18 protein-coding genes are annotated in these 24,171 nt (G+C 59.8%); 6 read left to right on the top strand and 12 right to left on the bottom strand.

Translation table 11 applies throughout. The features are described from left to right. The first annotated feature begins 5 nt into the window (after positions 1-5). Entirely contained in the window at positions 6-842 is an 837-nt protein-coding gene (gene nudC / locus ACW55A_RS05270) for an NAD(+) diphosphatase (RefSeq protein WP_455808536.1), read from the top strand. Here nudC and ACW55A_RS05265 read toward each other — a convergent pair. The 6 genes from ACW55A_RS05265 to ACW55A_RS05240 all read right to left on the bottom strand — a co-directional run bounded on the left by ACW55A_RS05265 (position 810) and on the right by ACW55A_RS05240 (position 6,095). Then, positions 810-1,589 (bottom strand): TSUP family transporter, encoded by a 780-nt coding sequence (locus ACW55A_RS05265; protein WP_003434141.1) that lies wholly within the window; start codon positions 1,587-1,589, stop codon positions 810-812. The genes nudC and ACW55A_RS05265 overlap by 33 nt on opposite strands. 92 nt (positions 1,590-1,681) lie before the next feature. Next, complete coding sequence (locus ACW55A_RS05260) at positions 1,682-2,830, bottom strand: Gfo/Idh/MocA family protein (RefSeq protein WP_455808535.1); 1,149 nt, start codon at positions 2,828-2,830, stop codon at positions 1,682-1,684. Positions 2,831-2,934: 104 nt separating this feature from the next. Further along, the gene (locus ACW55A_RS05255) at positions 2,935-3,702 is read right to left on the bottom strand and encodes an SDR family oxidoreductase (protein WP_003434139.1); all 768 of its coding nucleotides are present in this window, start codon (positions 3,700-3,702) and stop codon (positions 2,935-2,937) included. A 27-nt stretch (positions 3,703-3,729) separates the two neighbouring features. Next, on the bottom strand, positions 3,730-4,797 hold the full coding sequence (locus ACW55A_RS05250) for a phosphotransferase family protein (RefSeq protein WP_455808533.1): 1,068 nt from the start codon (positions 4,795-4,797) through the stop codon (positions 3,730-3,732). Positions 4,798-5,011: 214 nt separating this feature from the next. Further along, complete coding sequence (locus ACW55A_RS05245) at positions 5,012-5,329, bottom strand: SCP2 sterol-binding domain-containing protein (RefSeq protein WP_003369381.1); 318 nt, start codon at positions 5,327-5,329, stop codon at positions 5,012-5,014. A 55-nt stretch (positions 5,330-5,384) separates the two neighbouring features. Continuing rightward, positions 5,385-6,095 carry a histidine phosphatase family protein gene (locus ACW55A_RS05240; protein ID WP_046719451.1) on the bottom strand — a complete coding sequence of 237 codons (711 nt, stop codon included), beginning with the start codon at positions 6,093-6,095 and terminating at the stop codon, positions 5,385-5,387. A 205-nt stretch (positions 6,096-6,300) separates the two neighbouring features. Here ACW55A_RS05240 and sohB point away from each other — a divergent pair, with 205 nt between their 5' ends. After that, on the top strand, positions 6,301-7,323 hold the full coding sequence (gene sohB, locus ACW55A_RS05235) for a protease SohB (RefSeq protein ID WP_003369385.1): 1,023 nt from the start codon (positions 6,301-6,303) through the stop codon (positions 7,321-7,323). Positions 7,324-7,786: 463 nt separating this feature from the next. On the opposite strand, the gene ACW55A_RS05230 is transcribed toward sohB, so the two are convergent. Both ACW55A_RS05230 and ACW55A_RS05225 read right to left on the bottom strand, forming a co-directional pair. After that, positions 7,787-8,281 carry a DUF934 domain-containing protein gene (locus ACW55A_RS05230; RefSeq protein ID WP_003369387.1) on the bottom strand — a complete coding sequence of 165 codons (495 nt, stop codon included), beginning with the start codon at positions 8,279-8,281 and terminating at the stop codon, positions 7,787-7,789. Beyond that, on the bottom strand, positions 8,265-9,923 hold the full coding sequence (locus tag ACW55A_RS05225) for a nitrite/sulfite reductase (protein WP_003369389.1): 1,659 nt from the start codon (positions 9,921-9,923) through the stop codon (positions 8,265-8,267). Before ACW55A_RS05225 ends, ACW55A_RS05230 begins: the two co-directional genes overlap by 17 nt. Positions 9,924-10,476: 553 nt before the next feature. Here ACW55A_RS05225 and ACW55A_RS05220 point away from each other — a divergent pair. Next, positions 10,477-11,577, top strand: a complete 1,101-nt coding sequence (locus ACW55A_RS05220; protein WP_003434136.1) for an ABC transporter substrate-binding protein — start codon at positions 10,477-10,479, stop codon at positions 11,575-11,577. Positions 11,578-11,588: 11 nt separating this feature from the next. On the opposite strand, the gene metH is transcribed toward ACW55A_RS05220, so the two are convergent. After that, entirely contained in the window at positions 11,589-15,308 is a 3,720-nt protein-coding gene (metH, locus tag ACW55A_RS05215) for a methionine synthase (protein WP_455808532.1), read from the bottom strand. Positions 15,309-15,573: 265 nt separating this feature from the next. On the opposite strand from metH, the gene ACW55A_RS05210 reads away from it, so the two are divergent. The 3 genes from ACW55A_RS05210 (at position 15,574) to nfuA (ending at position 19,645) form a co-directional block, all read left to right on the top strand. After that, on the top strand, positions 15,574-17,778 hold the full coding sequence (locus ACW55A_RS05210; RefSeq protein ID WP_498810701.1) for a fatty acid cis/trans isomerase: 2,205 nt from the start codon (positions 15,574-15,576) through the stop codon (positions 17,776-17,778). Positions 17,779-17,958: 180 nt separating this feature from the next. Continuing rightward, the gene (locus ACW55A_RS05205) at positions 17,959-18,981 is read left to right on the top strand and encodes an acyltransferase family protein (protein WP_003369396.1); all 1,023 of its coding nucleotides are present in this window, start codon (positions 17,959-17,961) and stop codon (positions 18,979-18,981) included. A gap of 70 nt (positions 18,982-19,051) precedes the next feature. Next, positions 19,052-19,645 carry a Fe-S biogenesis protein NfuA gene (gene nfuA, locus ACW55A_RS05200; protein WP_002553665.1) on the top strand — a complete coding sequence of 198 codons (594 nt, stop codon included), beginning with the start codon at positions 19,052-19,054 and terminating at the stop codon, positions 19,643-19,645. 82 nt (positions 19,646-19,727) lie between these two features. Here nfuA and ACW55A_RS05195 read toward each other — a convergent pair whose 3' ends face one another. From ACW55A_RS05195 to ACW55A_RS05185, 3 genes are read right to left on the bottom strand one after another with little or no spacing between them, the layout of a single operon-like run. Further along, on the bottom strand, positions 19,728-21,677 hold the full coding sequence (locus ACW55A_RS05195; protein ID WP_455808531.1) for an acetyl/propionyl/methylcrotonyl-CoA carboxylase subunit alpha: 1,950 nt from the start codon (positions 21,675-21,677) through the stop codon (positions 19,728-19,730). Then, positions 21,674-22,549 carry a gamma-carboxygeranoyl-CoA hydratase gene (locus tag ACW55A_RS05190; protein ID WP_498810702.1) on the bottom strand — a complete coding sequence of 292 codons (876 nt, stop codon included), beginning with the start codon at positions 22,547-22,549 and terminating at the stop codon, positions 21,674-21,676. The genes ACW55A_RS05195 and ACW55A_RS05190 overlap by 4 nt, the downstream gene beginning before the upstream one ends. Positions 22,550-22,563: 14 nt before the next feature. After that, a complete protein-coding gene (locus ACW55A_RS05185) occupies positions 22,564-24,171 on the bottom strand; it encodes a carboxyl transferase domain-containing protein (protein WP_455808528.1) in 1,608 nt (535 codons plus the stop codon).

Here is a 24,171-nt window from a genome sequence, read left to right as displayed (position 1 = left end):
TTATAATGTCGCGCCCGGAGCGTTGGACAACTGCAGTTCTGGATGTCGAGGCCCCTGGCGGTTTGGCTGTGGTTCAGGGTGATCAGGGTTTTTTGCTGGATGCCAATGGGGTGATGTTCCCCAGAGGCTGGCTGAACGGGCTGGACCTGCCGGTGCAGAGTGAGCACGGCATAGGCTATTTCGAGGGTGAGCCTGTCTACCTTCTGGTGCTCGAACGCTCGGTTGCCGTCGAGGGCTGCGCCTGGCAAGGCTTGCGTCAATTCATGCTGGAAGGCGACTTCGCTGTTTTCCAGATGCTCGGCTACGCCGCGCAAGTCAGCACATGGGCCAGGGAACACCGTTTCTGCGGTGCCTGCGGTCGTGCGACGGTGCAGATTCGCGGCGAACGTGCGATGTTCTGCGAGCATGACAACCTGCGGCTGTACCCGCGTATTTCGCCCAGCATGATTGTGCTGGTCACCCGTGGCGATGAAATCCTGCTGGCGCGCTCACCGCGGTTCGTCACCGGTATGTACAGCGCACTGGCCGGGTTCGTGGAGCCGGGTGAATCTGCCGAAGACTGCGTGCATCGCGAGGTGATGGAAGAGGTGCAGGTGCGTATCAAGAACCTGAAGTACCGCGGCAGCCAGTGCTGGCCGTTCCCGCACTCGATGATGCTCGGGTTCCATGCCGAATACGAAAGCGGTGAAATCGTGCCCCAGGCAGAAGAGATTGAAGACGCACGCTGGTTTCATGTCGATGACCTGCCGCCGTTGCCGGCCAATCGGTCGATTGCCTGCTACCTGATCGAGGCGTATCTGGCCGAGCGCTCAGGCGCCCCCGAACCAGTGTTGCCAGGCTAGGCGCACGGTCAGGCCCAGAACCACGGTGATGAACACCGGGCGGATGAATTTGGCACCGCCCTTGATCGCGGTGCCTGCACCGAAGTAGGCACCGAGCATCACCGCAAGGCCCATGCTCAGGCCGATGATGTAATCCACCTGGCCGGAAAACATGAATACCGAGAGCGCCACGGCATTGCTGACGAAGTTCATGCTGCGCGCCACGCCGCTGGCCTTGACCAGATCAACCGGGTAGAGCAGCAGGGTGCTGACTGTCCAGAACGCGCCGGTACCCGGTCCGGCAACACCGTCGTAGAAACCCAGGCTCACTCCCTGGGGAAGCTGCCATTTCCTTTTGATCGGTGCGTTGCTGTCCAGAGGGGCCTTGGGCGTGCCGCCAAACAACAAATACAGTCCGCAACCGAACACGATCACCGGCAACATCTGGTTCAGCCATTCGGCTGGCAGGTAATGGGCAATCACAGCGCCTAGCGCGGCACCGATCGCAGTGCCGACCACGGCATGCAGCCATTGGCGCGGATCGAACAGTTTGCGACGGTAGAAGGTGAAGCTGGCCGTCGCTGAACCAAAGGTCGAACTGAGCTTGTTGGTGCCCAGCACCAGATGCGGCGGCAGGCCGGCGGTCATCAGCGCCGGGGTGGTCAGCAGTCCGCCGCCACCGGCGATGGCGTCTATGAATCCCGCTATGAAAGCAACCACGGCAAGAATGGCGAGGGTGGTCAGGTCGACGCTGAGTTCAAAGGGCATGGTGGCAGGGGGCTTATGGCGAGGACGGCAAGGGGGCAGAATGGCTGCCCGAACGTGGCTCATTCTACCCCTTGTGCAACGCTTGCAGGAAGTCAGATGTCGGCGAGCGCGACCCAGCGCTGCTCGGCTGCGGCCACGCGAATGGCCGTCGCCAGGCGCTCGATCTGCCACGCTTCCTCGAAGTCCGGGCCACGCCTGTGCTGACCGCATACGGCCTGGATGAGCGCTTGTACTTCGAGCGCCTTGAGCTCGTTGTAACCCAACTGGTGACCAGGGGCCGGGCAGAACGCGGCGTAACCCGGTTGTGCAGGGCCGGCCAGCAGTCGCTGAAAACCATCGCGTCCGGCTGTGCCTGTGCGGTAGAGGTGCAGCTCGTTGAGCCGCTCTTGATCGAACGCCAGCGTGCCCTTGGTGCCGCTGATCTCGAAACTCAGGTGGTTTTTGTAGCCGTGTTTGAGCCAGCTGCTGCTGAACGTCCCGCGCGCACCACTGGCAAAGCGCAGTAGCGCGTGGGTCTGATCGTCCACTGCAATGGCGCGCATCTGTTGGCTGCCGCTGTTCGCCGGGCGTTCACGGTGCACGGTGCTGGAGTCGGCGCAGACTGATTCGATGTCGCCCAGCAAATGACGCGCCATCGCCAGCAAGTGGCTGCCCAGATCTGCCAGCGCACCGCCCGCGTGCGCCGCTTCACAGCGCCACGACCAGGGGGACGCCGGATCGCCCATGAAATCCTCGCTGAACTCACCCTGAAAGCTGACGATCTCGCCCAGTTCGCCGGCTTCGATCATTGCCCTGGCGAGTCCGATCATCGGGTTGTGCTGGTAGTTGTAGCCAACCTGGGTGACGACACCCGCAGCCTTGGCACTGCGGCGCATTTCATCGGCCTGGGCGAGATTCACGGCCAGCGGTTTTTCGCAATACACCGCCTTGCCTGCGGCGATGGCGGCCATGGCCATGGGGAAGTGCAGGTGATTGGGGGTAGTAATCGCCACGATCTGTACGTGCGGATCATTGATCAATTGCTGCCAGTCAGCGTGGCTGCGGTCGAAGCCCCAGGCGCTTGCGCATCGCTCGGCGCGTGCACTGTCGGCGTCCGCCAGCGCGGAGAGTCGTATACGTGCAGGCAGGTCAAGCGCAGCGTTGGCGTTGCCAAACGCCAGCGCATGAGCGCGGCCCATGAAGCCGGTGCCGATCAGTCCGATACCCAGTTGCGCAGGCGATGTGGAAAAGGATTCCCGCATGACATTCTCCAAAAAGGATTGTTGTTATGCGGAAAATATATTCCAATTATTTTAATTTTGGAAAATTAATTCATTTTCTTTTTTTCTGCGGGCCAGGTGGGGCTTCAGGATAAAAAGCCGCCGTCGACGTTCAGTGCGACGCCAGTGGTATAGCTGGAGGCCTCGCTGGCAAGGTAAAGCACCGCGCCGGCCATCTCGCTGGGAGCGGCAACGCGTTTCAGCGGGATCTGCGACAGCGCCATGTTGAGGATCGCGTCATTCTTGACCAGTGCCGATGCGAACTTGGTGTCGGTCAAACCGGGAAGCAGGGCGTTGCAACGGATGCCGAACTCAGCGCACTCCTTGGCAAACACCTTGGTCATGTTGACCACGGCTGCCTTGGTCATCGAATAGACGCCTTGATAGGCGCCCGGCGATACCGCGTTGATGGACGCCACGTTGATGATGCTGCCGCCGCCGTTTTCGCGCATCAGCTTGCCAGCTTCCACGGACATGAAAAAGTAACCGCGAATATTGACGTCGACGGTCTTCTGGAAGGCCCCGGGATCCGTATCCAGCACGTTGCAGAACTGCGGATTGGTGGCGGCGTTGTTGACCAATACATCCAAGCGCCCGAACTGCTGACGAATCTGCGTAAATGCATGGGTTATCTGTTCCAGCTCACCGATGTGGCAGGCAATGGCTGTTGCCTTGCCACCCTCGCTGACGATGGCGTCCGCTACCGCCTGGCAACCCTCGAGTCGGCGACTCGAGACGATAACGTGCGCGCCTTGCTGGGCCAGTAGCCGGGCAATGGCTTCACCGATTCCTCGGCTGGCACCTGAAACGAAGGCAACCTTGCCATCAAGGTCGAAGAGCTGGGTTCTGGACATGTCATTTCCTTGTCTTGGCGCTGGCGGTCAGAGGCTGGATTTTTCGATCACGCTCAGGCTCATCTGCTCCAGCAGCCTGTTCATGTGAATGAATTGGGCAAAGCGCTTGTCCTGGGTCTGGCCATGGAAAAAGCGGTAATAGATCTGCTGCACGATACCGGCCAGACGGAACAGGCCGTAGGTGTAGTAGAAATCGAAATTGTCGATGCGCACGCCGGCGCGCTCGGCGTAATAGTCGACAAAAGCCTGGCGGGTCAGCATCCCCGGCGCATTGCTCGGCTGGCGGCGCATCAGTTGCACCGGAGCCGGATCGTCGGCCTGTATCCAGTAGGCGAGGGTGTTGCCCAGGTCCATGAGCGGATCGCCGAGCGTGGTCAGCTCCCAGTCCAGCACGCCGATGATGTGCATCGGGTTGGCGGGGTCGAGGATCACATTGTCGAAACGGTAGTCGTTGTGCACGATGCTCGAGGTGGGGGAGTCGGCAGGCATTTTGGCGACCAGCCAGCGCTTGACCTGCTCCCATGCCGGAGCGTCCGGGGTCAGTGCTTTCTCATAGCGCTCGCACCAGCCGGAAATCTGCCGTTGCACATAGCCTTGCGGCTTGCCGAGGTCACCCAGGCCACAGGCCTGATAATCGACGCGATGCAGGTCTACCAGTTTGTCGATGAAGTTTTTGCACAGCTGTTCGGTCTGTCGGGCATACAGCGCCAGTTCCGGCGGCAGGTCGGAGCGCAGGATAACCCCTTTGACGCGCTGCATGACGTAGAACTCCGAGCCGATCAGTGACTCGTCCGTACAGTGCAGATAAGCCTCGGGACAGTAGGGGAAGGCTTCCTTGAGCTGATTGAGAATACGGTACTCGCGGCCCATGTCATGGGCCGAACGCGCCTTGTGTCCGAAGGGTGGACGACGCAGTACCAGTTCCCGCTCAGGGTACTGAAGCAGATAGGTCAGGTTCGATGCACCGCCCGGAAACTGACTGATCGCCGGCGTGCCGTGAAGATCCGCCATGTGCGCCTTCAAATACGCGTCGATTCGGAAGGCGTCCAGTTCTTCGCCGCTGCGAACCTCGGTGGACTGGTCAGTCAGTGCCATACGTATCCCTTGTGTTTATTATGGTCAGCGCAAACTATTGACTAATCTAATGATCGTCCAATCCGCGATCAAGCGCATGGGCGCTTTATAGGCTAGCGTGTTGCCGGGCAATCAGTAGCTCTGATCGCTGTTTTACAGAAAGGTGCGTGCATAAAAAAACCGAAGCCGGCGGGGCTTCGGTCTCAGGTAGTCCAGTCTGCCGTGTGCGGCAGGTTTATACCGGGAACAGTTCGCTGAGCTTCATGGCCAGCATCATGTCGCCTTCGGCACGCAGCTTGCCACCCATGAACGCCTGCATGCCATCGGTCTCGCCGCTGACGATGCCCTTGAGGGTCTGGCTGTCCATGACCAGGGTCACGTTGGCGTCAGGGTTTTCGCCTTCCTCCAGTTGGCAGGTGCTGTCCTTGACGATCAGCGCGTAGTGTTTATCTTCGTCGGTGATGTTGAAGCCGAAGACCAGGTCCAGACCGGCAGCAGCAGCTGGGTTGAACTTGTCTTTCATTGTCTGTACGGCGTCTGCTACTGAGGTCATGAGGTGATCCTTTTAGAGTGAGTGCCAGCGTCCGACAGGACGCGATTGGCCGGGCTCAGCGATAGGTGATGAGCTCCGGCGCCTTCAGCAGTTGCAAATGTGTGTAACCGTTGAAGGAAGCCAGGGTCACGTCGTTGCCTTTGAATTTAAGCTGATGCAACGACGTATTGACGATGTGCCAGTGAAGCTCCAGTGCCTTCAATGCAGGCATTCCGGTAACAAGATGCAGCAGGGCAGTAATGGTGCCTCCGGAGGTGAATACCGCGATACGCTCATGCGGGCCGGCAGCCTGGAGAATCCGCTTCAGGCCTGCTTCGACGCGGGCCACGAACGCCTGCCAGCTTTGCAGGCCCGGTGTGTCGTGATTGCCACTCAGCCAGCGCCCGGTAATCAGGTTGAACAGGCGCTGGAACCCTGCAGGGTTTGCGGCAACGTCGCGCAGAATATCCAGCGCCTGTGGTTCGTCTTCGAGCATCGCCGGTATCAACGCCTTGATCACGCCTTCGGCATCGAATTCATCGAACGCGCTGTCCAGCTGCACGGCAGGCGTATCGAGGCCTGCTTCGGTGTACTGGCCCAGTACATGCTGGGCGGTGTCTTTCTGGCGCATGAGTTCACCGGACACGCAGCGATCGAAGCTCAGGCCCTGCTCGGCAAGGTAGGCACCCAATACCTGAGACTGACGAATACCCACGGGCGACAGCACGTCGTAATTGTCTGCACCAAATGAGGCCTGGCCATGTCGTATCAGGTAGATGCTGCCCACGTCCGTTTCTTCTCGGTATGTTGAAGGTTCGCCGAGGTTATGAGGGATGCCGGGGGACTGTCAATGAAAAAACATACGCTCGTTTGAAATCATCGTTTTAATGGTTTGTAACGGGTCATTGGCTGGTGCACTGCACAGGGCGTCGGTATGCTGCATTCATCACAGCCCTTGATTGGTAAGGGCCTGACACTAATGAGGGATATTCGTGGATTTCGTTGTCGATTACGCAAGTTTTCTGGCCAAGACCGTGACGCTGGTGATCGCCATCGTTGTGGTACTGGTTGCCATTGCGTCCATGCGTGGCAAAGGCCGTCGCAAGTCTTCCGGTCAATTGCAGGTCACCCGGCTCAATGATTTCTACAAGGGCCTGCGCGAACGGCTTGAGCAATCATTGCTCGACAAGGAGCGCCTCAAGACGCTGCGCAAGGAGCAGGGCAAGGCGCTGAAGAAAGAGAAAAAGCAGGCCGAGCCCAAGGCCCGCGTCTACGTGCTGGATTTCGACGGTGACATCAAGGCATCGGCCACTGAAAGCATGCGTCATGAAATCACCGCGTTGCTGACCCTGGCCACCGACAAGGATGAAGTGGTCCTGCGCCTGGAAAGCGGCGGCGGCATGGTCCACAGCTACGGCCTGGCGTCCTCGCAACTGGCACGCATTCGTCAGGCGGGCATCCCGCTGACCGTGTGCATCGACAAGGTCGCGGCCAGCGGCGGCTACATGATGGCGTGCATAGGCAACAAGATCATCAGCGCACCGTTCGCCATCCTCGGGTCCATTGGTGTGGTGGCACAACTGCCCAACGTCAATCGCCTGTTGAAGAAGCACGACATCGATTTCGAAGTGCTGACCGCGGGTGAATACAAGCGCACCCTGACCGTGTTTGGCGAAAACACCGAGAAGGGCCGCGAGAAATTCCAGCAGGACCTGGACATCACCCACGACCTGTTCAAGAACTTCGTTGCCAGCTACCGCCCGCAACTGTCCATCGACGAAGTGGCGACTGGCGAGGTATGGCTGGGCATGGCGGCGGTCGACAAGCTGCTGGTCGATGAACTCAAGACCAGCGACGAGTACCTGGCCGAGCGCGCCAAGGATGCCGACGTGTTCCACCTGCACTACGTGCAACGCAAGAGCCTGCAAGAGCGCATGGGGATGGCGGCAGCCACCTCAGCGGATCAACTGGCTACCAAGTGGTGGGGACGTTTGACTCAGCAGCGGTTCTGGTAGGTGTGGATGGCAAGGTGGCCTGAGTCGAGCCTCAAGTTACCCGATATCACAGAGCCGCTGTGTGACGCAGAGCGTCACGAACTGCATGCCGACGCGGAGCGTCGGCACGACCGTCATTAGTATCTAAGCCGTGCTTTAGCCACTTGCTTTAAAGTGCTTTTCAACCACGATGGCACTGACGACGCAGAGTGCGACGTTAGTGACAGGGCGAAGGAACCCGACGAAGTCGGGCCGGAAACAGGAGCGAGGACTTTGCCTACTTTGGTCCCTCAAAGTAGGGCGCCGAGAGGCGAAAAGGGGGCTTGAGTCTTATCTGAATCTACCTGGCATCGAAGAACCCTTTTGTGGCGCGCAGCGCCACAAACGAGGACGCAAAGCGTCCAGAACTGCGCTCCCACGCTGGAGCGTGGGAACGATAGTCATCTTAGGTGAACACCGGGGCGATGACTCAACGTCGCCTGAATCAGCGGCGGCGGAACAGCGGCAGCGGCTCGTCGGTCGCGGCCTGATAGGTGACCGAGAAGTCCTTCAGGCCTTCCAGCGCCTCGTATGGATCCTTGTCGGCACGCACCGCAAACGCATCGAAGCCACAGCGGCGCATGTAAAACAACTGATCACGCAACACGTCGCCGATGGCGCGCAATTCACCCTTGTAGCCAAAACGATCACGCAACAGGCGCGCATTCGAAAAGCTGCGGCCGTCAGTGAATGCCGGGAAATTCAAGGCGATGACCTGAAACTGGTCGACGTCCTCGCCGATCTCCTCGGCTTCCTCATCGCTGTCCAGCCACACACCCAGACCGCCGTCACGTGCCTTCAGCGAATGCGCGTGTTCGCGCCACAGCGCCAGCGGCACGATCAGGTCGTCGCAGTTCGACAGGCTGTCAAAGGCAGTATCCTTGGGCAGCAGATGCCAGGTTTCATCGATGACTTCGTTGTTCTTAATGATTCGCTGCATAGACGCGCTCCTTGAAAGGGTCAATGCCAATACGTTGGTAGGTGTCGATGAAACGCTCGTCTTCAGTCCGTTTTTCAACGTAGACGTCGATCAGCTTCTCGATCACGTCCGGCATCGCCTCCTGGGCAAAGGAAGGGCCGAGAATCTTGCCCAGGCTCGCATCACGGCTGGCACTGCCGCCGAGCGAGACCTGATAAAACTCTTCACCTTTCTTATCCACGCCCAGCACGCCGATATGGCCGACATGGTGGTGGCCGCAGGCGTTCATGCAGCCGGAGATATTCAGGTCCAGCTCGCCGATATCGAACAGGTAGTCCAGATCGTCGAAACGACGCTGGATGGATTCGGCGATCGGGATCGACTTGGCATTGGCCAGCGAGCAGAAATCACCGCCCGGGCAGCAGATGATGTCGGTCAGAAGGCCAATGTTCGGCGTGGCGAAACCATTGTCGCGCAGCTCGTTCCACAGCGTGAACAGCTCACTCTGCTCGACATCGGCAAGAATAATGTTCTGCTCGTGAGAAGTGCGCAGTTGACCGAAGCTGTAGCGATCGGCCAGGTCGGCAATGGCGTCCAGTTGCTTGTCGGTCACATCGCCCGGGGCGACGCCGGTTGGCTTGAGCGACAGGGTCACGGCAATGTAGCCGGGCTTCTTGTGCGCCAGCACATTGCGTTGACGCCAGCGAGCGAAGCCGGGGTGCTGAGCGTCCAGCGCTGCCAGTTCGGCGTGCTGATCGCTGAGGGTCTTGTATTGCGGGTCGACGAAGTGGCGGGAAACGCGCTGCACTTCGGCTTCGGTCAAGGTGGTCTGACCGCCACGCAGGTGCGCCATTTCAGCGTCGACCTTGGCGGCGAACACTTCAGGGGTCAGCGCCTTGACCAGAATCTTGATTCGCGCCTTGTACTTGTTGTCGCGACGGCCATAGCGGTTGTAAACCCGCAGGATGGCGTCGAGGTAGCTCAGCAGGTCCTGCCACGGCAGGAACTCATTGATGAAGGCACCGACGACAGGAGTACGGCCAAGGCCGCCACCCACCAGAACACGGAAGCCCAGTTCGCCCGCTTCGTTGCGCAATGGCTCGAGGCCTATGTCATGCACTTCGATGGCTGCACGGTCACTGGTCGAGCCGTTGATCGCGATCTTGAACTTGCGCGGCAGGTAAGCGAATTCGGGGTGGAAAGTGGTCCACTGACGGACGATCTCGCACCATGGGCGCGGGTCTACCAGTTCGTCTGCCGCCACACCGGCAAACTGGTCGGTGGTGACGTTGCGCAGGCAGTTGCCACTGGTCTGGATAGCGTGCATCTGCACGGTCGCCAGTTCAGCGAGAATATCGGGAACATCTTCAAGCGCAGGCCAGTTGAACTGTACGTTCTGGCGGGTACTGATGTGCGCGTAGCCTTTATCATAGTCGCGCGCGATTTTCGCCATCATGCGCGCCTGGCGCGAGGTCAGCTGACCGTATGGAACGGCCACGCGCAGCATGGGCGCGAAGCGCTGAACATAAAGACCGTTTTGCAGGCGCAACGGTCGAAACTCTTCTTCGCTCAGTTCCCCGGCCAGGTAGCGTCGGGTCTGATCCCGGAACTGCTTGACGCGGTCCTCGATGATCTTCTGATCGTAATCGTCGTATACGTACATATAGGTCCTGTTCTCAGGCTTCGTCATGAAGCAGGGCAGTGGCGTCAGTCTGGAAAAAGCCCGCTGCTCGTTGTTTCCTGCTTCATCTGGTCAATTCTGCGCGCACGGCCGCGCACTCCCTGGGGAGCGAAGGCGACGATAGCAGTTTGCAGTTATCGATAAAAGTGATGTTTATATATATGCAAATCACTAAAAGCGATAAGCAAAACCGCGTCCGTGCATATCCCTGCTTGCCGTGTGGGCAAGACTCGACTTAACTGAACGTTGACCGATGCCGAGCAGGTGTCGGAACACTCCTATTCATGTGCAATCACCCACAAGACCGACAAGAGGCGATGCGATGAGCAAGCACCCGAAAGTAGCCAAGCCAGGCAGATCCGTGGACACCTGGGCCATTTTATTCATTGTCATTCTGGCGGTAGGCGCAGCGATGTTCTGGGCCAGCAGCCAGTGAAGGGCTGATAAAGAATCTGCCGGAGTCTCCAGAACCTTGCTGCCGCAGCCGATAACACGCTCGTAGTGCTAAATCCCTGCTGCTTCAAGGTTCGTTGATATGAAGGCGTTACATGCTGGCTGGCTGTTACTGTGCAGTTGTCTCTGGGGCGGGGCGACACATGCCGCCTCAGTGGTATTTCTGAACCCCGGCGCACCATCCGATGGCTATTGGCAGAGTTACTCCCGGGTCATGCAGACGGCTGCCGACACCACCGGCATGTCACTGAAAATACTCTATACCGAGCGCGACACTCGCAAGTTGCTCGATCTGGCGCGAGCGGCGCTGCAAGGGGATGAGCGCCCGGATTACCTGTTGTTTTCCAATGAGTTGAATATCGCCCCTGAAGTCCTGCGTATGTCCGTGGGCAGCGGGGTCAAGCTGTTTGCCGTCAACAATACGCTGACCGAGGACCAGATTCGGATTCTCGGTGATCTGCCATCGCGTTATCCGGACTTCATCGGCAGCCTGGTGGGCAACGATGAACAGGGCGGCTACCTGACGGCAAAGCGGCTTATCAGTCTCGCGGCGCCTGGCGCAGACGGTCAGGTCATCGACATGCTCGCGTTTTCCGGGACCAACACCACGCCCGTTTCCCTGCTGCGTGAAAAAGGCATGCTGCGTGCCTTGTCAGAGCACCCAGAGGTGCATCTACGGCAGATTGCGCTGGGTGGCTGGCGCCGTGATCGCGCGCTCGAGCAGGCGCGCGTGCTGTTCAAGCGCTATCCGCAGACACGCCTGGTGTGGGCTGCCAACGAGCAAATGGCGTTCGGTGCGATGGATGCATTGCGCGAGAGCGGCGGCAAGCCGGGGCAGGACGTGCTGTTCAGTGCGATCAACGGCACGTCGCTTTCACTGCGGGCTCAGCTCAATGGCAGCCTGAGTGTCGTGGCTTCAGGGCATTTCACCCTGGGCGGGTGGGCCATCATTCTCTTGCACCACTATGACACTGCTCAATGGCAGGCCCGGCAACAGATCGGCACACGAATCATTGATGTGATTCACGTGGTCGAGCCACAGGATGCGCAGCGCTTTCTGGATGCCGCCCGGGACGAGCATTACCGGCTCGATATCCAGGCATTCAATATGGAAACTTCTGGCGAAGCGTCGCCATTTTCGCTGAAAGGCATGTTGCCGCCTGACCACTCAGGCGGCAGATAACCGGTCAGGCGTTACTCGTCGTAGCCCAGGTTGGGTGCCAGCCAGCGTTCGGTGACACTCAGGTCCTGACCCTTGCGGGCGGTGTAGCTTTCGACCTGATCCTTGTCGACCTTGCCCACTGCAAAATACTGCGCCTGGGGGTGGGCGAAATACCAGCCGCTGACCGCTGCAGCCGGGAACATCGCATAGTGCTCGGTCAGGAACACGCCGCTCTTGCCTGCGGTATGTTCGGCGCTGCCTTCCGGCAGTGGATCGAGCAGGGCGAACAGGGTGCCCTTTTCCGTGTGATCGGGGCAGGCCGGGTAGCCCGGCGCCGGGCGGATGCCCATGTATTGCTCCTTGATCAGTGCTTCGTTGTCCAGCGCTTCGTCCTGCGCATAACCCCAGTATTCCTTGCGCACCTGCTGGTGCAGCCACTCGGCGCAGGCTTCGGCGAGACGATCGGCAAGCGCCTTGACCATGATCGAGTTGTAATCGTCGCCATTGTCCTGATAAGCCTTGGCGACTTCCTCGGCGCCGATGCCGGCAGTGGCGATGAACCCGCCGATGTAGTCGGTCAGGCCGCTGTCCTTTGGTGCAACGAAGTCGGCCAGCGAGAAGTTCGGCTTGCCGTCGGGCTTGATGGTCTGCTGGCGCAGGTGATGCAGCCTGGCCAGCGGCTTGCCGTCGTCGCCATAGACTTCCAGATCATCGTCATTGATCTGATTGGCTGGCCAGAAGCCGAATACCGCGCGGGCGCTGATCAGCTTCTCGTCGATCAGCTTGCGCAGCATCTGCGTGGCGTCAGCATACAGCGCAGTGGCCGCTTCACCGACCACTTCGTCGGTGAGGATGCGCGGGAACTTGCCAGCCAGATCCCAGGAAATGAAGAACGGCGTCCAGTCGATGTACTCGGCCAGCACGTTCAGATCGATATCCTGCAGCACCCGGGTGCCGGTGAACGTCGGTTGGGCAGGGGTGTAGTTTTCCCAGTCGAACTGCGGCTTTTTGGCCACCGCAGCACCGTAGCTCAGGCGTTCGGTGCGCGCGCTGCGTGCCGAGGTGCGCTCACGCACTTCGACGTATTCGAGTCGGGTCTTTTCAATAAAGGCCGGCTTCAGCTCTTTCGACAGCAACTGGGTCGCGACGCCGACCGCTCGGGAAGCATCGGTGACGTAGATTACTGCGTCATTGCTGTATTTAGGCTCGATCTTCACCGCCGTGTGCGCCTTGGACGTGGTCGCGCCGCCGATCATCAATGGCAGGTGGAAGTCCTGGCGCTGCATCTCTCTGGCGACATGGACCATTTCGTCCAGTGACGGCGTGATCAGGCCGGACAGGCCGATGATGTCGCATTTCTCGTCGCGGGCCACTTGCAGGATTTTCTCTGCAGGCACCATCACGCCCAGGTCGACAATGTCGTAGCCGTTACAGCCCAGTACTACGCCGACGATGTTCTTGCCGATGTCATGTACGTCGCCCTTGACGGTCGCCATCAGGATTTTGCCCTTGGCTTCGGGCTTGTCGCCCTTTTCCAGCTCGATGAACGGAATCAGGTGCGCCACTGCCTGCTTCATCACGCGCGCGGACTTGACCACCTGAGGCAGGAACATCTTGCCTGCGCCAAACAGGTCACCGACCACGTTCATGCCCGCCATCAGCGGGCCCTCGATCACTTCGATAGGGCGGGTGAATGCCAGGCGCGACTCTTCGGTGTCCTGGACGATGTGCGTGGTGATGCCCTTGACCAGCGCGTGTTCCAGACGCTGATTGACCGGCCAGCTGCGCCATTCCTCGGTTTCGGCCTCCTTGACGCTGCCATCACCCTTGAACTTGTCGGCAATTGCCAGCAACGCATCCGTGCCCTCGGGATTGCGGTTGAGCACTACGTCTTCGACGCAGTCACGCAGTTCAGCGGGAATCTGGTCGTAGATTTCCAGCTGCCCGGCGTTGACGATGCCCATGCTCAGGCCATTGCGGATTGCATGCAGCAGGAACACCGAGTGAATCGCTTCACGCACCGGGTTGTTGCCACGGAACGAGAACGACACGTTGGACACGCCACCCGAGGTCAGCGCATACGGCAGCTCGTCACGGATGTAGGCGCAGGCGTTGATGAAGTCCACGGCGTAGTTGTTGTGTTCTTCGATACCGGTGGCGATGGCGAAGATGTTCGGGTCGAAGATGATGTCTTCCGGCGGGAAACCCACTTCGTTGACCAGAATGTCGTAGGAGCGCTTGCAGATTTCCTTCTTGCGCGCCTCGGTATCGGCCTGACCCTGTTCGTCGAAAGCCATGACCACCACGGCCGCGCCGTATCGCTTGCACAGTCGCGCGTGATGAATGAACTGCTCGACGCCTTCCTTCATGCTGATGGAGTTGACGATGCCCTTGCCCTGGATGCACTTGAGGCCGGCCTCGATCACTTCCCACTTCGAGGAGTCGATCATGATCGGTACGCGGGAGATGTCCGGCTCGCCTGCGATGAGGTTGAGGAAGGTCACCATGGCCTTCTTCGAGTCGAGCATCCCTTCGTCCATGTTGATATCGATCACCTGGGCGCCGGCTTCGACCTGCTGCAGGGCGACTTCCAGGGCTTCGGTGTAGTTGTCTTCACGGATCAGGCGGGCGAAGCGGGCAGAGCCGGTGATGTTGGTACGCTCGCCGACGTTGACGAACAGCGACTGGCGATCGATGGTGAACGGCTCGAGGCCCGACAGGCGGCAGGCCTTGGGGATGTCCGGAATTTCCCGCGGCGCGTAACCGGAAACCGCCTCGGCAATCGCCTTGATGTGCGCCGGGGTGGTACCGCAGCAGCCGCCGACGATGTTCAGGAAGCCGCTCTGGGCGAACTCTTCGATGATCTTCGCCGTCTGGCTCGGCAGTTCGTCGTATTCGCCAAATGCATTCGGCAAGCCGGCGTTGGGGTGCGCGGACACATGGGTGTTGGCTTTATTGGCCAGCTCTTGCAGGTAGGGGCGCAGTTCGCTCGCGCCCAGTGCGCAGTTCAGGCCGACCGAGATCGGTTTGGCATGACTGATCGAGTTCCAGAACGCTTCGGTGGTCTGGCCGGACAGGGTGCGCCCCGAGGCATCGGTGATGGTTCCGGAGATCATGATTGGCAGTTCAAAGCCCACTTCTTCGAATACACCCTGTACGGCAAAGATCGCCGCCTTGGCGTTGAGTGTGTCGAAAATGGTCTCGATCAGGATCAGGTCGGCACCGCCCTCGATCAGCCCCTTGGTCGCTTCGGTGTAGTTCTCGACCAGTTCGTCAAAGGTCACATTGCGATAGCCGGGGTTGTTGACGTCCGGCGACAGCGAACAGGTGCGGCTGGTAGGGCCCAGCACACCCGCCACGAAACGCGGCTTGTCCGGGGTTTCCAGTGTCTTGGCGTCTGCGACCTTGCGCGCCAGGCGTGCGCCTTCGACGTTCAGCTCGTAGACGATCGATTCCATGCCGTAATCGGCCTGAGACACCTGGGTGGCGTTGAATGTGTTGGTTTCGAGGATGTCGGCACCGGCATCCAGATAAGCCTTCTCAATGGCGCCGATCACGTCAGGGCGGGTCAGGATCAACAGGTCGTTGTTGCCTTTGACATCGCTGGGCCAGTCGGCGAAACGCTTGCCGCGGTAATCCTGTTCTTCGAGCCTGTAGCTCTGGATCATGGTGCCCATGCCGCCATCGAGGATCAGGATCCGCTGTTTCAGAGCAGTGAGAAAGGCTTGATGGCGGGCGCTGCGGTCAGACATGGGGGCTACCTTGAGAAGGTCGATTCTTTAAAGAACGGGATGATAGCAAACCGGAACGGTTTTGGTGTTGTTGCGCCTTTTGCATGAAAATCATTCATGTTGGAGCGAGTGATGCCCTTGTAGAATTATGCCATTTTAATATCAGAGCCCACGGGATATGCCGCACCGTTTGTTGGCAAGCGTCGCCTTGCTTTTTATCTGCTGTGCTGCCAAGGCTCAGACTCCTGCACCCCCCGTCATACCGGCATCCCCGGCGATTTCCTATGTGAAGGACATCCAGCCGATCCTCACCGAGAAGTGCGTTGCCTGCCACGCCTGCAATGACGTTCCCTGCCAGTTGAATCTGGGCAGTGGCGAAGGTGTGAGCCGTGGCGCCAGCAAAGTCCCTGTCTATCAGGGCGAACGCAGCGAGGCGGTTGCGCCGACGCGTCTGTTTTATGATGCACGTGATACCGACGCGTGGCGCGGCAAGGGCTTCTATTCAGTACTGGAAGCCCAGGGCAGTCAGGCGGCATTGATGACGCGCATGCTTGATCTGGGCCGCAGCGCACCTTTGCCAGCCAACAGCAGGATTCCGGATGATATCGCCCTGGGGATCAATCGCGAAAACGTCTGCCCGCTGCCCGGCGAATTCAATGCCTATGCGGCTGCCCACGCGCAACAGGGCATGCCGCTGGCGGTCGCCGGACTGACCGATGCCGAATACCAGACCCTGCAGCGCTGGCTGGCCGCCGGTGCGCCGGTCGAGCAGCAGACCATTACCCCGAGTGTCACCGAGGCCGCGCAGATCAATGCCTGGGAGGCGCAGCTCAACGAACCTGGCGCGAATCAGGCGCTGGTCGGTCGCTGGCTGTTCGAACATCTGTTCCTGGCGCACATCTATTTCGAAGGCGGTGAGGCGGGGCACTTCTTCCAGTGGGTGCGCTCGCGAACTCCGAGCGGCAAACCTGTGGACCTGATCGCTACCCGTCGTCCCGACGACGATCCGGGCAGCGACTTCTATTACCGGTTGATCCCCGTGCAAGGTGTGATCGTTCACAAGACCCACATTACCTACGCCATGAGCCCGCAGAAACTGGCGCGGGTCAGGCAGTTGTTCTATGGGGCCGACTGGAAAGTCAGCGCATTGCCGGGTTACGGCCCTGGCCATCGTGCCAATCCGTTTCTGACCTTCGAAGCCATCCCTGCGGTGGCGCGTTATCAGTTCATGCTCGACAACGCGGAGTATTTCGTTCGCACGTTCATTCGCGGGCCGGTCTGTCGCGGGCAGATCGCCACAGACGTGATTCGCGATCAGTTCTGGGTGCTGTTTCAGGACCCGTCGCACGATCGCTACATCACCGATGCGACGTATCGCGGGGAGGCCACGCCATTGCTGGCCATGCCGGGGCAGAACGATGACGTGGGCAGCGTGCTGAGCCTGTGGCTGTCCTACCGCGACCGGCGCAATGAGTATGAAAACCTGCGCCGCGACAGTTACGCGAAAATGCCAGCGCCGGGCTGGAGCACGCTGTGGGCAGGCAATGACAATGCCTTGCTGACCGTTTTCCGCCATTTCGACAGTGCGTCGGTCAATAAAGGGCTGATTGGCGACGTGCCGCACTCCATGTGGCTGTTCGACTACCCGCTGCTGGAGCGCACCTATTATCAGTTGGCGGTGAACTTCGATGTCTATGGCAATGTTTCACATCAAGCCCAGACGCGGCTGTATTTCGATTTGATCCGCAACGGTGCCGAGATCAATTTCCTGCGCCTGATGCCTGCCGACCTGCGTGAAGACATGCTCAGTGATCTTTATCAGGAGGGCGGCAAAATCAAGATGTGGCTGGATTACCAGAAGATCGACGACGATACGCCGACTGGCATCAAGCTCGATGAAAAGGCCGCAAAGCGTGACTTTGCGTCCAGGCTGATCGAGCGCTTCGGCACTTTGAATGCCGCACCTGACCCGATCAACCGCTGCATCGGGGCGTATTGCTCGCGGCCTGGCCTCGACAGCAGCTTTGCCCAGGCAGAACAGGCGCTGAGCCGATTGACGTCGCGTCCTGCTGCGGGTCTGAAGGTCATCGATCAGTTGCCGGAAGCGAGCATGCTGCGCATCGAGGGCGGCAATGGCAAGCGCGTGATCTACAGTATGTTGCGCAACCGCGCGCACAGTAATGTCGCGTTTCTGCTGGGCGAGTCGTACCGCTATATTCCGGGCCTGGACACACTGACTGTCTACCCGGGCGTGCTCAGCAGTTATCCGAATTTCATCTTCAATATTCCGGTCGCACAGGTGCCGGCCTTTGTCGATGCCATGCAGCAGAGCAAGGATCAGGCTAGTTTCGAACAAATCGTCCAGCGTTGGGGCATCCGTCGTACTCATCCACTGTTCTGGAGTTACTTCCACGATCTGAATCGCTACGTTCAGGAAACTGAACCACGCGAAGCGGGCGTGCTGGACATGAATCGCTACGAGAACCTCTGAAAAACCGGGGCTTCACGCCGCAGGCCCTTGTGCAACATGGCCTGCGGCCATCTTTACTTCCTGAACGAAATGTATCTTGCGCGACCTTTTTTTCAAAAAGGTGGTCCGAAATGGTGCGCGTCATAGGCCGGTTTATTCAGCGGCTCATGATTGAAAGTCAGGAAGTAGAGGTTTTTAGTGATGTTGATTTCAGTTCAGGCCCTACGGGCGTTCGCAGCGTGGGTCGTGGTGTGTCATCACTTCATGCAGATTTTTTTCGATTTCAAGGCCAGTGGTCCGGTAGGGCAGTTCTTTGTGTCAAAGGGTGCGGTCGGCGTCGATATCTTCTTCGTCATCAGTGGTCTGGTGATCTTCTTGTCGACGCAGAACAGCGACATGCCAGCACGGCGCTTTATTCTGCATCGTCTGATTCGCATCGTTCCGGCCTATTGGCTGTACACCGCCGCCATGGCGTTGCTGCTGCTGATTGCAGCGCCGATGCTCCCGCATCAGGTCATCGGGTGGCAGAACTTCCTCTTGTCACTGGTCTTCATTCCTTCCGAAAACCCCGGTGGTTATGGTCTCTACCCGACGCTCAACGTTGGCTGGACGCTCAACTATGAGATGTTTTTCTACCTGCTGTTCTCGATGGTGTTCCTCTTCCAACAGCGTCACCGGCCGCTGATCATTGCCGCAGCGCTGTTTGCGGTCAGTGAGGTTCTGGCTCGCGCCGGGCTGATCAGCCGCTTCTACGGCAACGACATCATTTACGAATTCCTGCTGGGTATCGGCATCGGCATCCTCTATCGCCGTGGCTGGATCAAACCGGCGCTGTGGCTGCCGATGGCAGGCATTGCGGTCGGGCTGTATGCGATCAATAACCTGACCAACGAGCAGCGCCTGCTCAATTGGGGCCTGCCGAGTGCCTTGATCGTGCTGTCGTGCATCTCGCTGGAACCGTATTTCCAGGGCAATCGCCTGCTCAAGGTGTTGGGTGACTGCTCTTATTCGGTGTACCTGCTGCACGTTTTGGTGCTGTACGGCGGCTTGCTGATGGCGCAGCGCTTTGGCCTCAGCCCCTATGTGGTTTTCGCGTTCTGCGTGCCGATCATCGCCATCGGTGCCTGGGTCAGTTATGAGTGGATCGAGAAGGGCCTCTACCGCCGGATGAAAGCCTGGCTGGATGGACGCCGGGCGCTCGGTCAGGCGCAGGCATTAACCTGACAAAAATACTAGGACTTTGTGTGAAGCGGCCGATTGGCGTAAACTGCACGCACGTCTGCGAGGAATTTTCATGACCGCTATCACTATTACCGATGCCGCCCACGATTATCTGGCCGATCTGCTGGAAAAGCAGAATACCCCGGGCATTGGCATCCGCGTATTTATCACCCAGCCCGGCACTCAGTACGCCGAAACCTGCATTGCCTACTGCAAGCCGGGTGAAGAAAAACCGGAAGACAAGGCCATCGGCCTTAAGAGCTTCACGGCCTGGATCGACGGCTTCAGCGAGGCCTTTCTGGACGATGCAGTGGTCGACTACGCCACCGACCGGATGGGCGGCCAGCTGACCATCAAGGCGCCGAACGCCAAAGTGCCAATGGTCAATGCCGACAGCCCGATCAACGAGCGTATCAATTACTACCTGCAAACCGAGATCAATCCGGGCCTCGCCAGTCATGGCGGTCAGGTCACGCTGATCGACGTGGTCGAGGAAGAGGCGAAGAATATCGCCGTGCTGCAGTTCGGTGGCGGTTGCCAGGGCTGTGGTCAGGCCGATGTCACGCTGAAGGAAGGTATCGAGCGCACACTGCTTGAGCGCATTCCCGAGCTGTCGGGCGTTCGCGATGTTACCGACCATACGCAGAAAGAAAACGCCTACTACTAAGCGGCTCTTTTTGGCAAGTAAGTTGCTGCACGAAAACGCCCTGACTGTTCAGGGCGTTTTCATGTGCGGCGGTTGACGAGCGTCAGTCCAGCTCCACCAGTATCGCGCCTTCGTTGACCATCTCGCCCTCATGACAGTAGAGCGCGGTAATCACCCCGGCGCTGGCGGCGCGGATGCTGTGTTCCATCTTCATGGCTTCCAGCACCACCAGTTGCGCACCAGATTCGACAGCCTGACCCACTTCAACCAATACCCGTACGATGCTGCCATTCATCGGTGCCGTCAGGCCTGCATGCTGACCGTCACCGACGTCTGCCTGAGCGATGGCGTCCAGCCGGATGACGCTGTGCAGCTCGTCTTGCCATTCGAGGTACAGCGTATTGCCGCGCCGTATCGCCAGGTGTCGTTGGCGCATACCGTTGTGCTCGACCTGCAGATGCTCGCCACTCAGAGTGAATAACGACGGGCTGCTGTTGTGCAGGCAGGTGTTGCGGGTCTGACCGTTGCAGCTCAGTCGCAGATCCGTCTGCGAGGGCAGGCCGGCGCGAAAGCCACTGCTGACTGCCCAGGGCGAATACGGATCGGCTTGATCGATGCGTGCCGGTTCGCTCTGGCTGAAGGCCTCGGCGGCGGCCTGCCAGAATGTCTCGTCCGGCTCATCGATTTGCGGCAGCAGTTGCGTCTGATAACGGGGAATGAAGCCGGTATCAAGCTGCGCGGCGGCGAATGCTGGATGCGCGATGATTCTGCGCAGAAACGCCAGGTTGGTCCGAACTCCGCCCACGGCAAACTCATCGAGCATGGCCAGCAGGCGCAGACGGGCTTGCTCGCGGTCTTCACCCCAGGCAATCAGCTTGCCGAGCATCGGGTCGTAGAAGGGGGAAATGTTGTCGCCCTCGGCAACGCCGCTGTCCACCCGCCTGCCGGGGCCGGGTGCAGGCTCTCTGTAGAGCTCCAGGGTGCCGGTTGCCGGGAGAAAGTCGTTGGCCGGGTCTTCGGCGTATAGACGGACTTCGATGGCGTGGCCGGTCAGGGGCACCTGCTCCTGGGTGATGGGCAGCGATTCGCCTCTGGCGACGCGGATCTGCCATTCCACCAGGTCCAGCCCCGTGATGTACTCGGTGACCGGGTGTTCCACCTGCAGGCGGGTATTCATTTCCATGAAGAAAAACTCGCCGCGTGCGTCCAGAAGGAACTCGACTGTACCTGCACCCACGTAGCCGATGGCTTGCGCGGCTTTCACTGCGGCTTCGCCCATGGCTTTGCGCAATGTAGCTGTCAGGCCGGGCGCTGGTGCTTCCTCGACGACCTTCTGGTGTCGGCGTTGAATGGAGCAATCGCGCTCATTGAGGTACAGGCAGTGGCCATGCCGGTCGGCAAATACCTGTATCTCGACGTGGCGCGGGGTGAGCACGTATTTCTCCACCAGCATTCTCGCGTCACCGAACGAGGACAGCGCCTCGCGTTGCGCGGAAGCCAGCGCTTCGGCCAGTTCGCCAATGTGCTCGACCACTTTCATGCCTTTGCCGCCGCCACCTGCGGTGGCTTTCAACAGCACCGGATAGCCGATGCGCTCGGCCGCAGCGCGGAATGTTTCGATGTCCTGTGCTTCACCGTGGTAGCCAGGCACCAGTGGCACGCCTGCCTGTTCCATCAATGCCTTGGCGGCGGATTTGCTGCCCATGGCATCAATGGCCGAGGCGGGTGGACCGAGGAAAATCAGCCCGGCGTTTTCGATGGCGCGCGCAAAATCGGCATTTTCAGACAGAAAACCGTAGCCGGGATGGATCGCGTGCGCGCCACTCGCCCTGGCGGCTTCGACAAGCTTGTCTATCGCCAGATAACTCTCTGCGGCCTTGCTGCCGCCAAGGTCCACGCAGATATCGGCCTCGCGGCTATGCCGTGCGTTACGGTCAATGGCGCTGTGCACGGCGACCGTGGTGAGGCCCATGTTTTTCGCCGTGCGCATGATGCGGCAGGCAATCTCGCCGCGGTTGGCAATCAGCAGCGTGGTCAGCTCGGGCGTGCTCATGACTGCGAGTCCTTGTGTGGGTCGTGCCGGGCTGCCGAGGCTACGGCAACGGGATCGCCAGGTGGCTGATGGTTGACTGGCTGCCAGCCGGGCGTACGTTTTTGCAGGAAGGCGCGCAGGCCTTCCTGTCCTTCGGCACTGGTACGGATGCGCGCGATGGCGCTTTCACAGTAGCGACGCAGCGCTGGGGTCAGCTCACCGTTGCCGACTTCGCGCAGCAGCTCCTTGCTGACGCGCATGGCCTGCGGGCTGTTGAGCAACAGGTTGTCGACCCATTGCTGCGTTTGGTCTTGCAGCTCTGCAGCCGGGTAGCACTCGGCGATCAGGCCGATCTGCTGCGCCCGCTGGCCGTCGAAGCGCTCGGCCGTGAGGGTGTAGCGTCGAGTGGCGCGTTCGCCGATGGCCTGTACCACGAAAGGACTGATGACCGCTGGCGCCAGGCCGATGCGCACTTCGGACAGGCAGAACTGCGCATCCACCGCTGCAATGGCCATGTCACAGCAACCGATCAGGCCCAGCGCACCGCCGAATGCTGCGCCCTGTACCACGGCGAGCGTCGGGATTTTCAGCTTGGCGAGGCCGTACATCAGCTCTGCCAGTTCGCGGGCGTCATCCAGGTTGGTGTTGTAGTCCAGGTCTGCTGCCTGCTGCATCCACGCCAGGTCGGCACCGGCACTGAAATGCCGGCCACGGCCGCGCAACAGCAGGAAACGCAGGCTGGCATCGCCTTGCACCTGCTCCAGCGCGATAATCAGCTCGCGGATCATCTGCGCGTTGAAGGCGTTGTTCTTGTCTGGTCGATTCAGCCACAGCGTGGCGAAGCCACGTGGGTCGTTGATCCGCTCTATGGTTGCGAAGGAGGTCGAAGTCATGGTCATTTCCCGGCTCACATTCGGAACAGGCCGAAAGTGGTAGGTTCGATGGGCGCGTTGAGCGAGGCGGAAAGGGCAAGCGCGAGAATGTCGCGGGTTTGTGCCGGGTCGATGACTCCGTCGTCCCACAGACGGGCGCTGGAATAGTAAGGATGACCCTGATGTTCGTACTGATCGAGAATCGGCTGCTTCAGTTCGGCCTGCTGTTCGGCGCTGAACGCCTGGCCAGCCCGTTCGGCCTGTTCGCACTTGACCTGCACCAGCACGCCGGCAGCCTGTTCGCCGCCCATCACGCCGATCCGCGCGTTGGGCCACATCCATAGAAAGCGCGGGTCGTAAGCGCGGCCACACATGCCGTAATTTCCTGCGCCGAAACTGCCGCCAATGATCACCGTGAATTTCGGCACCCTGGCGCAGGCCACGGCGGTCACCAGCTTGGCGCCATGCTTGGCGATGCCGCCGACTTCATACTTCTGGCCGACCATGAAGCCGGTGATGTTCTGCAGGAACAGCAGGGGGATGCCTCTCTGGCAAGCGAGCTCGATGAAGTGCGCGCCTTTCTGGGCTGCTTCTGCGAACAGGATGCCATTGTTGGCGAGAATCGCGATCGGGTAGCCGTGCAGGCGCGCGAAGCCACACACCAGCGTGGTGCCGAACAGGGCCTTGAATTCGTCGAGTACCGAGCCGTCCACCAGGCGTGCGATGACTTCCCGTACATCGAAGGGCTGTTTTGTGTCGACGGGGATGATGCCGTACAGGTCATCGCCGGGGTACAGCGGTGCAATGGGCGCGACCGTGTTCAGTTGACCCTGCTTGCGCCAGTTCAGATTGGCGATGCTGCGTCGCGCCAATGCAAGTGCGTGATCGTCGTTGTCCGCGTAGTGGTCGGCCACACCGGACGTGCGGCAGTGCACATCGGCACCACCCAGCTCTTCGGCGCTGACCACTTCGCCGGTCGCTGCCTTGACCAGTGGCGGGCCGGCCAGGAAGATCGTGGCCTGCTGGCGGACCATGATCGCCTCGTCGGCCATAGCCGGTACGTATGCGCCACCGGCGGTGCAGGAGCCCATGACCACCGCGATCTGGGCAATTCCTTGTGCACTCATGTTGGCTTGATTGAAGAATATCCGTCCGAAATGTTCGCGATCCGGAAACACCTCATCCTGACGTGGCAGGTTGGCGCCGCCTGAGTCCACCAGATAGATGCATGGCAGGCGGTTCTGCTGGGCGATCGTTTGTGCGCGTAAATGCTTTTTGACGGTCAGCGGGTAATAGGAGCCGCCTTTGACCGTGGCATCGTTGGCGATGATCATACATTCGACGCCCTCGACCCGGCCGATTCCGGCGATCACGCCAGCGGCCGGCACCTCTTCGCCGTACACCTCATGCGCAGCCAGTTGGCCGATTTCCAGAAACGGCGAGCCGGTGTCCAGCAAGCGGTTGATACGCTCGCGCGGCAGCAACTTGCCGCGTGAAGTGTGACGCTCCTGGGCTTTGCGGCCGCCCCCTTGCTGGACGTTGCTCAACAGCGAGCGCAGTGCTTCGACCTGCTTGAGCAGGGCGTCGCGATTGAGGATGAATTCGGGCGAGCGGGTGTTGATTCGGGTCTGCAGGATGGTCAT

The organism is Plantibacter cousiniae (nom. nud.) (assembly GCF_977070315.1).
Note: the sequence above shows the minus strand (reverse complement) of the source record. Positions and strands in the feature narration are given on the sequence as shown.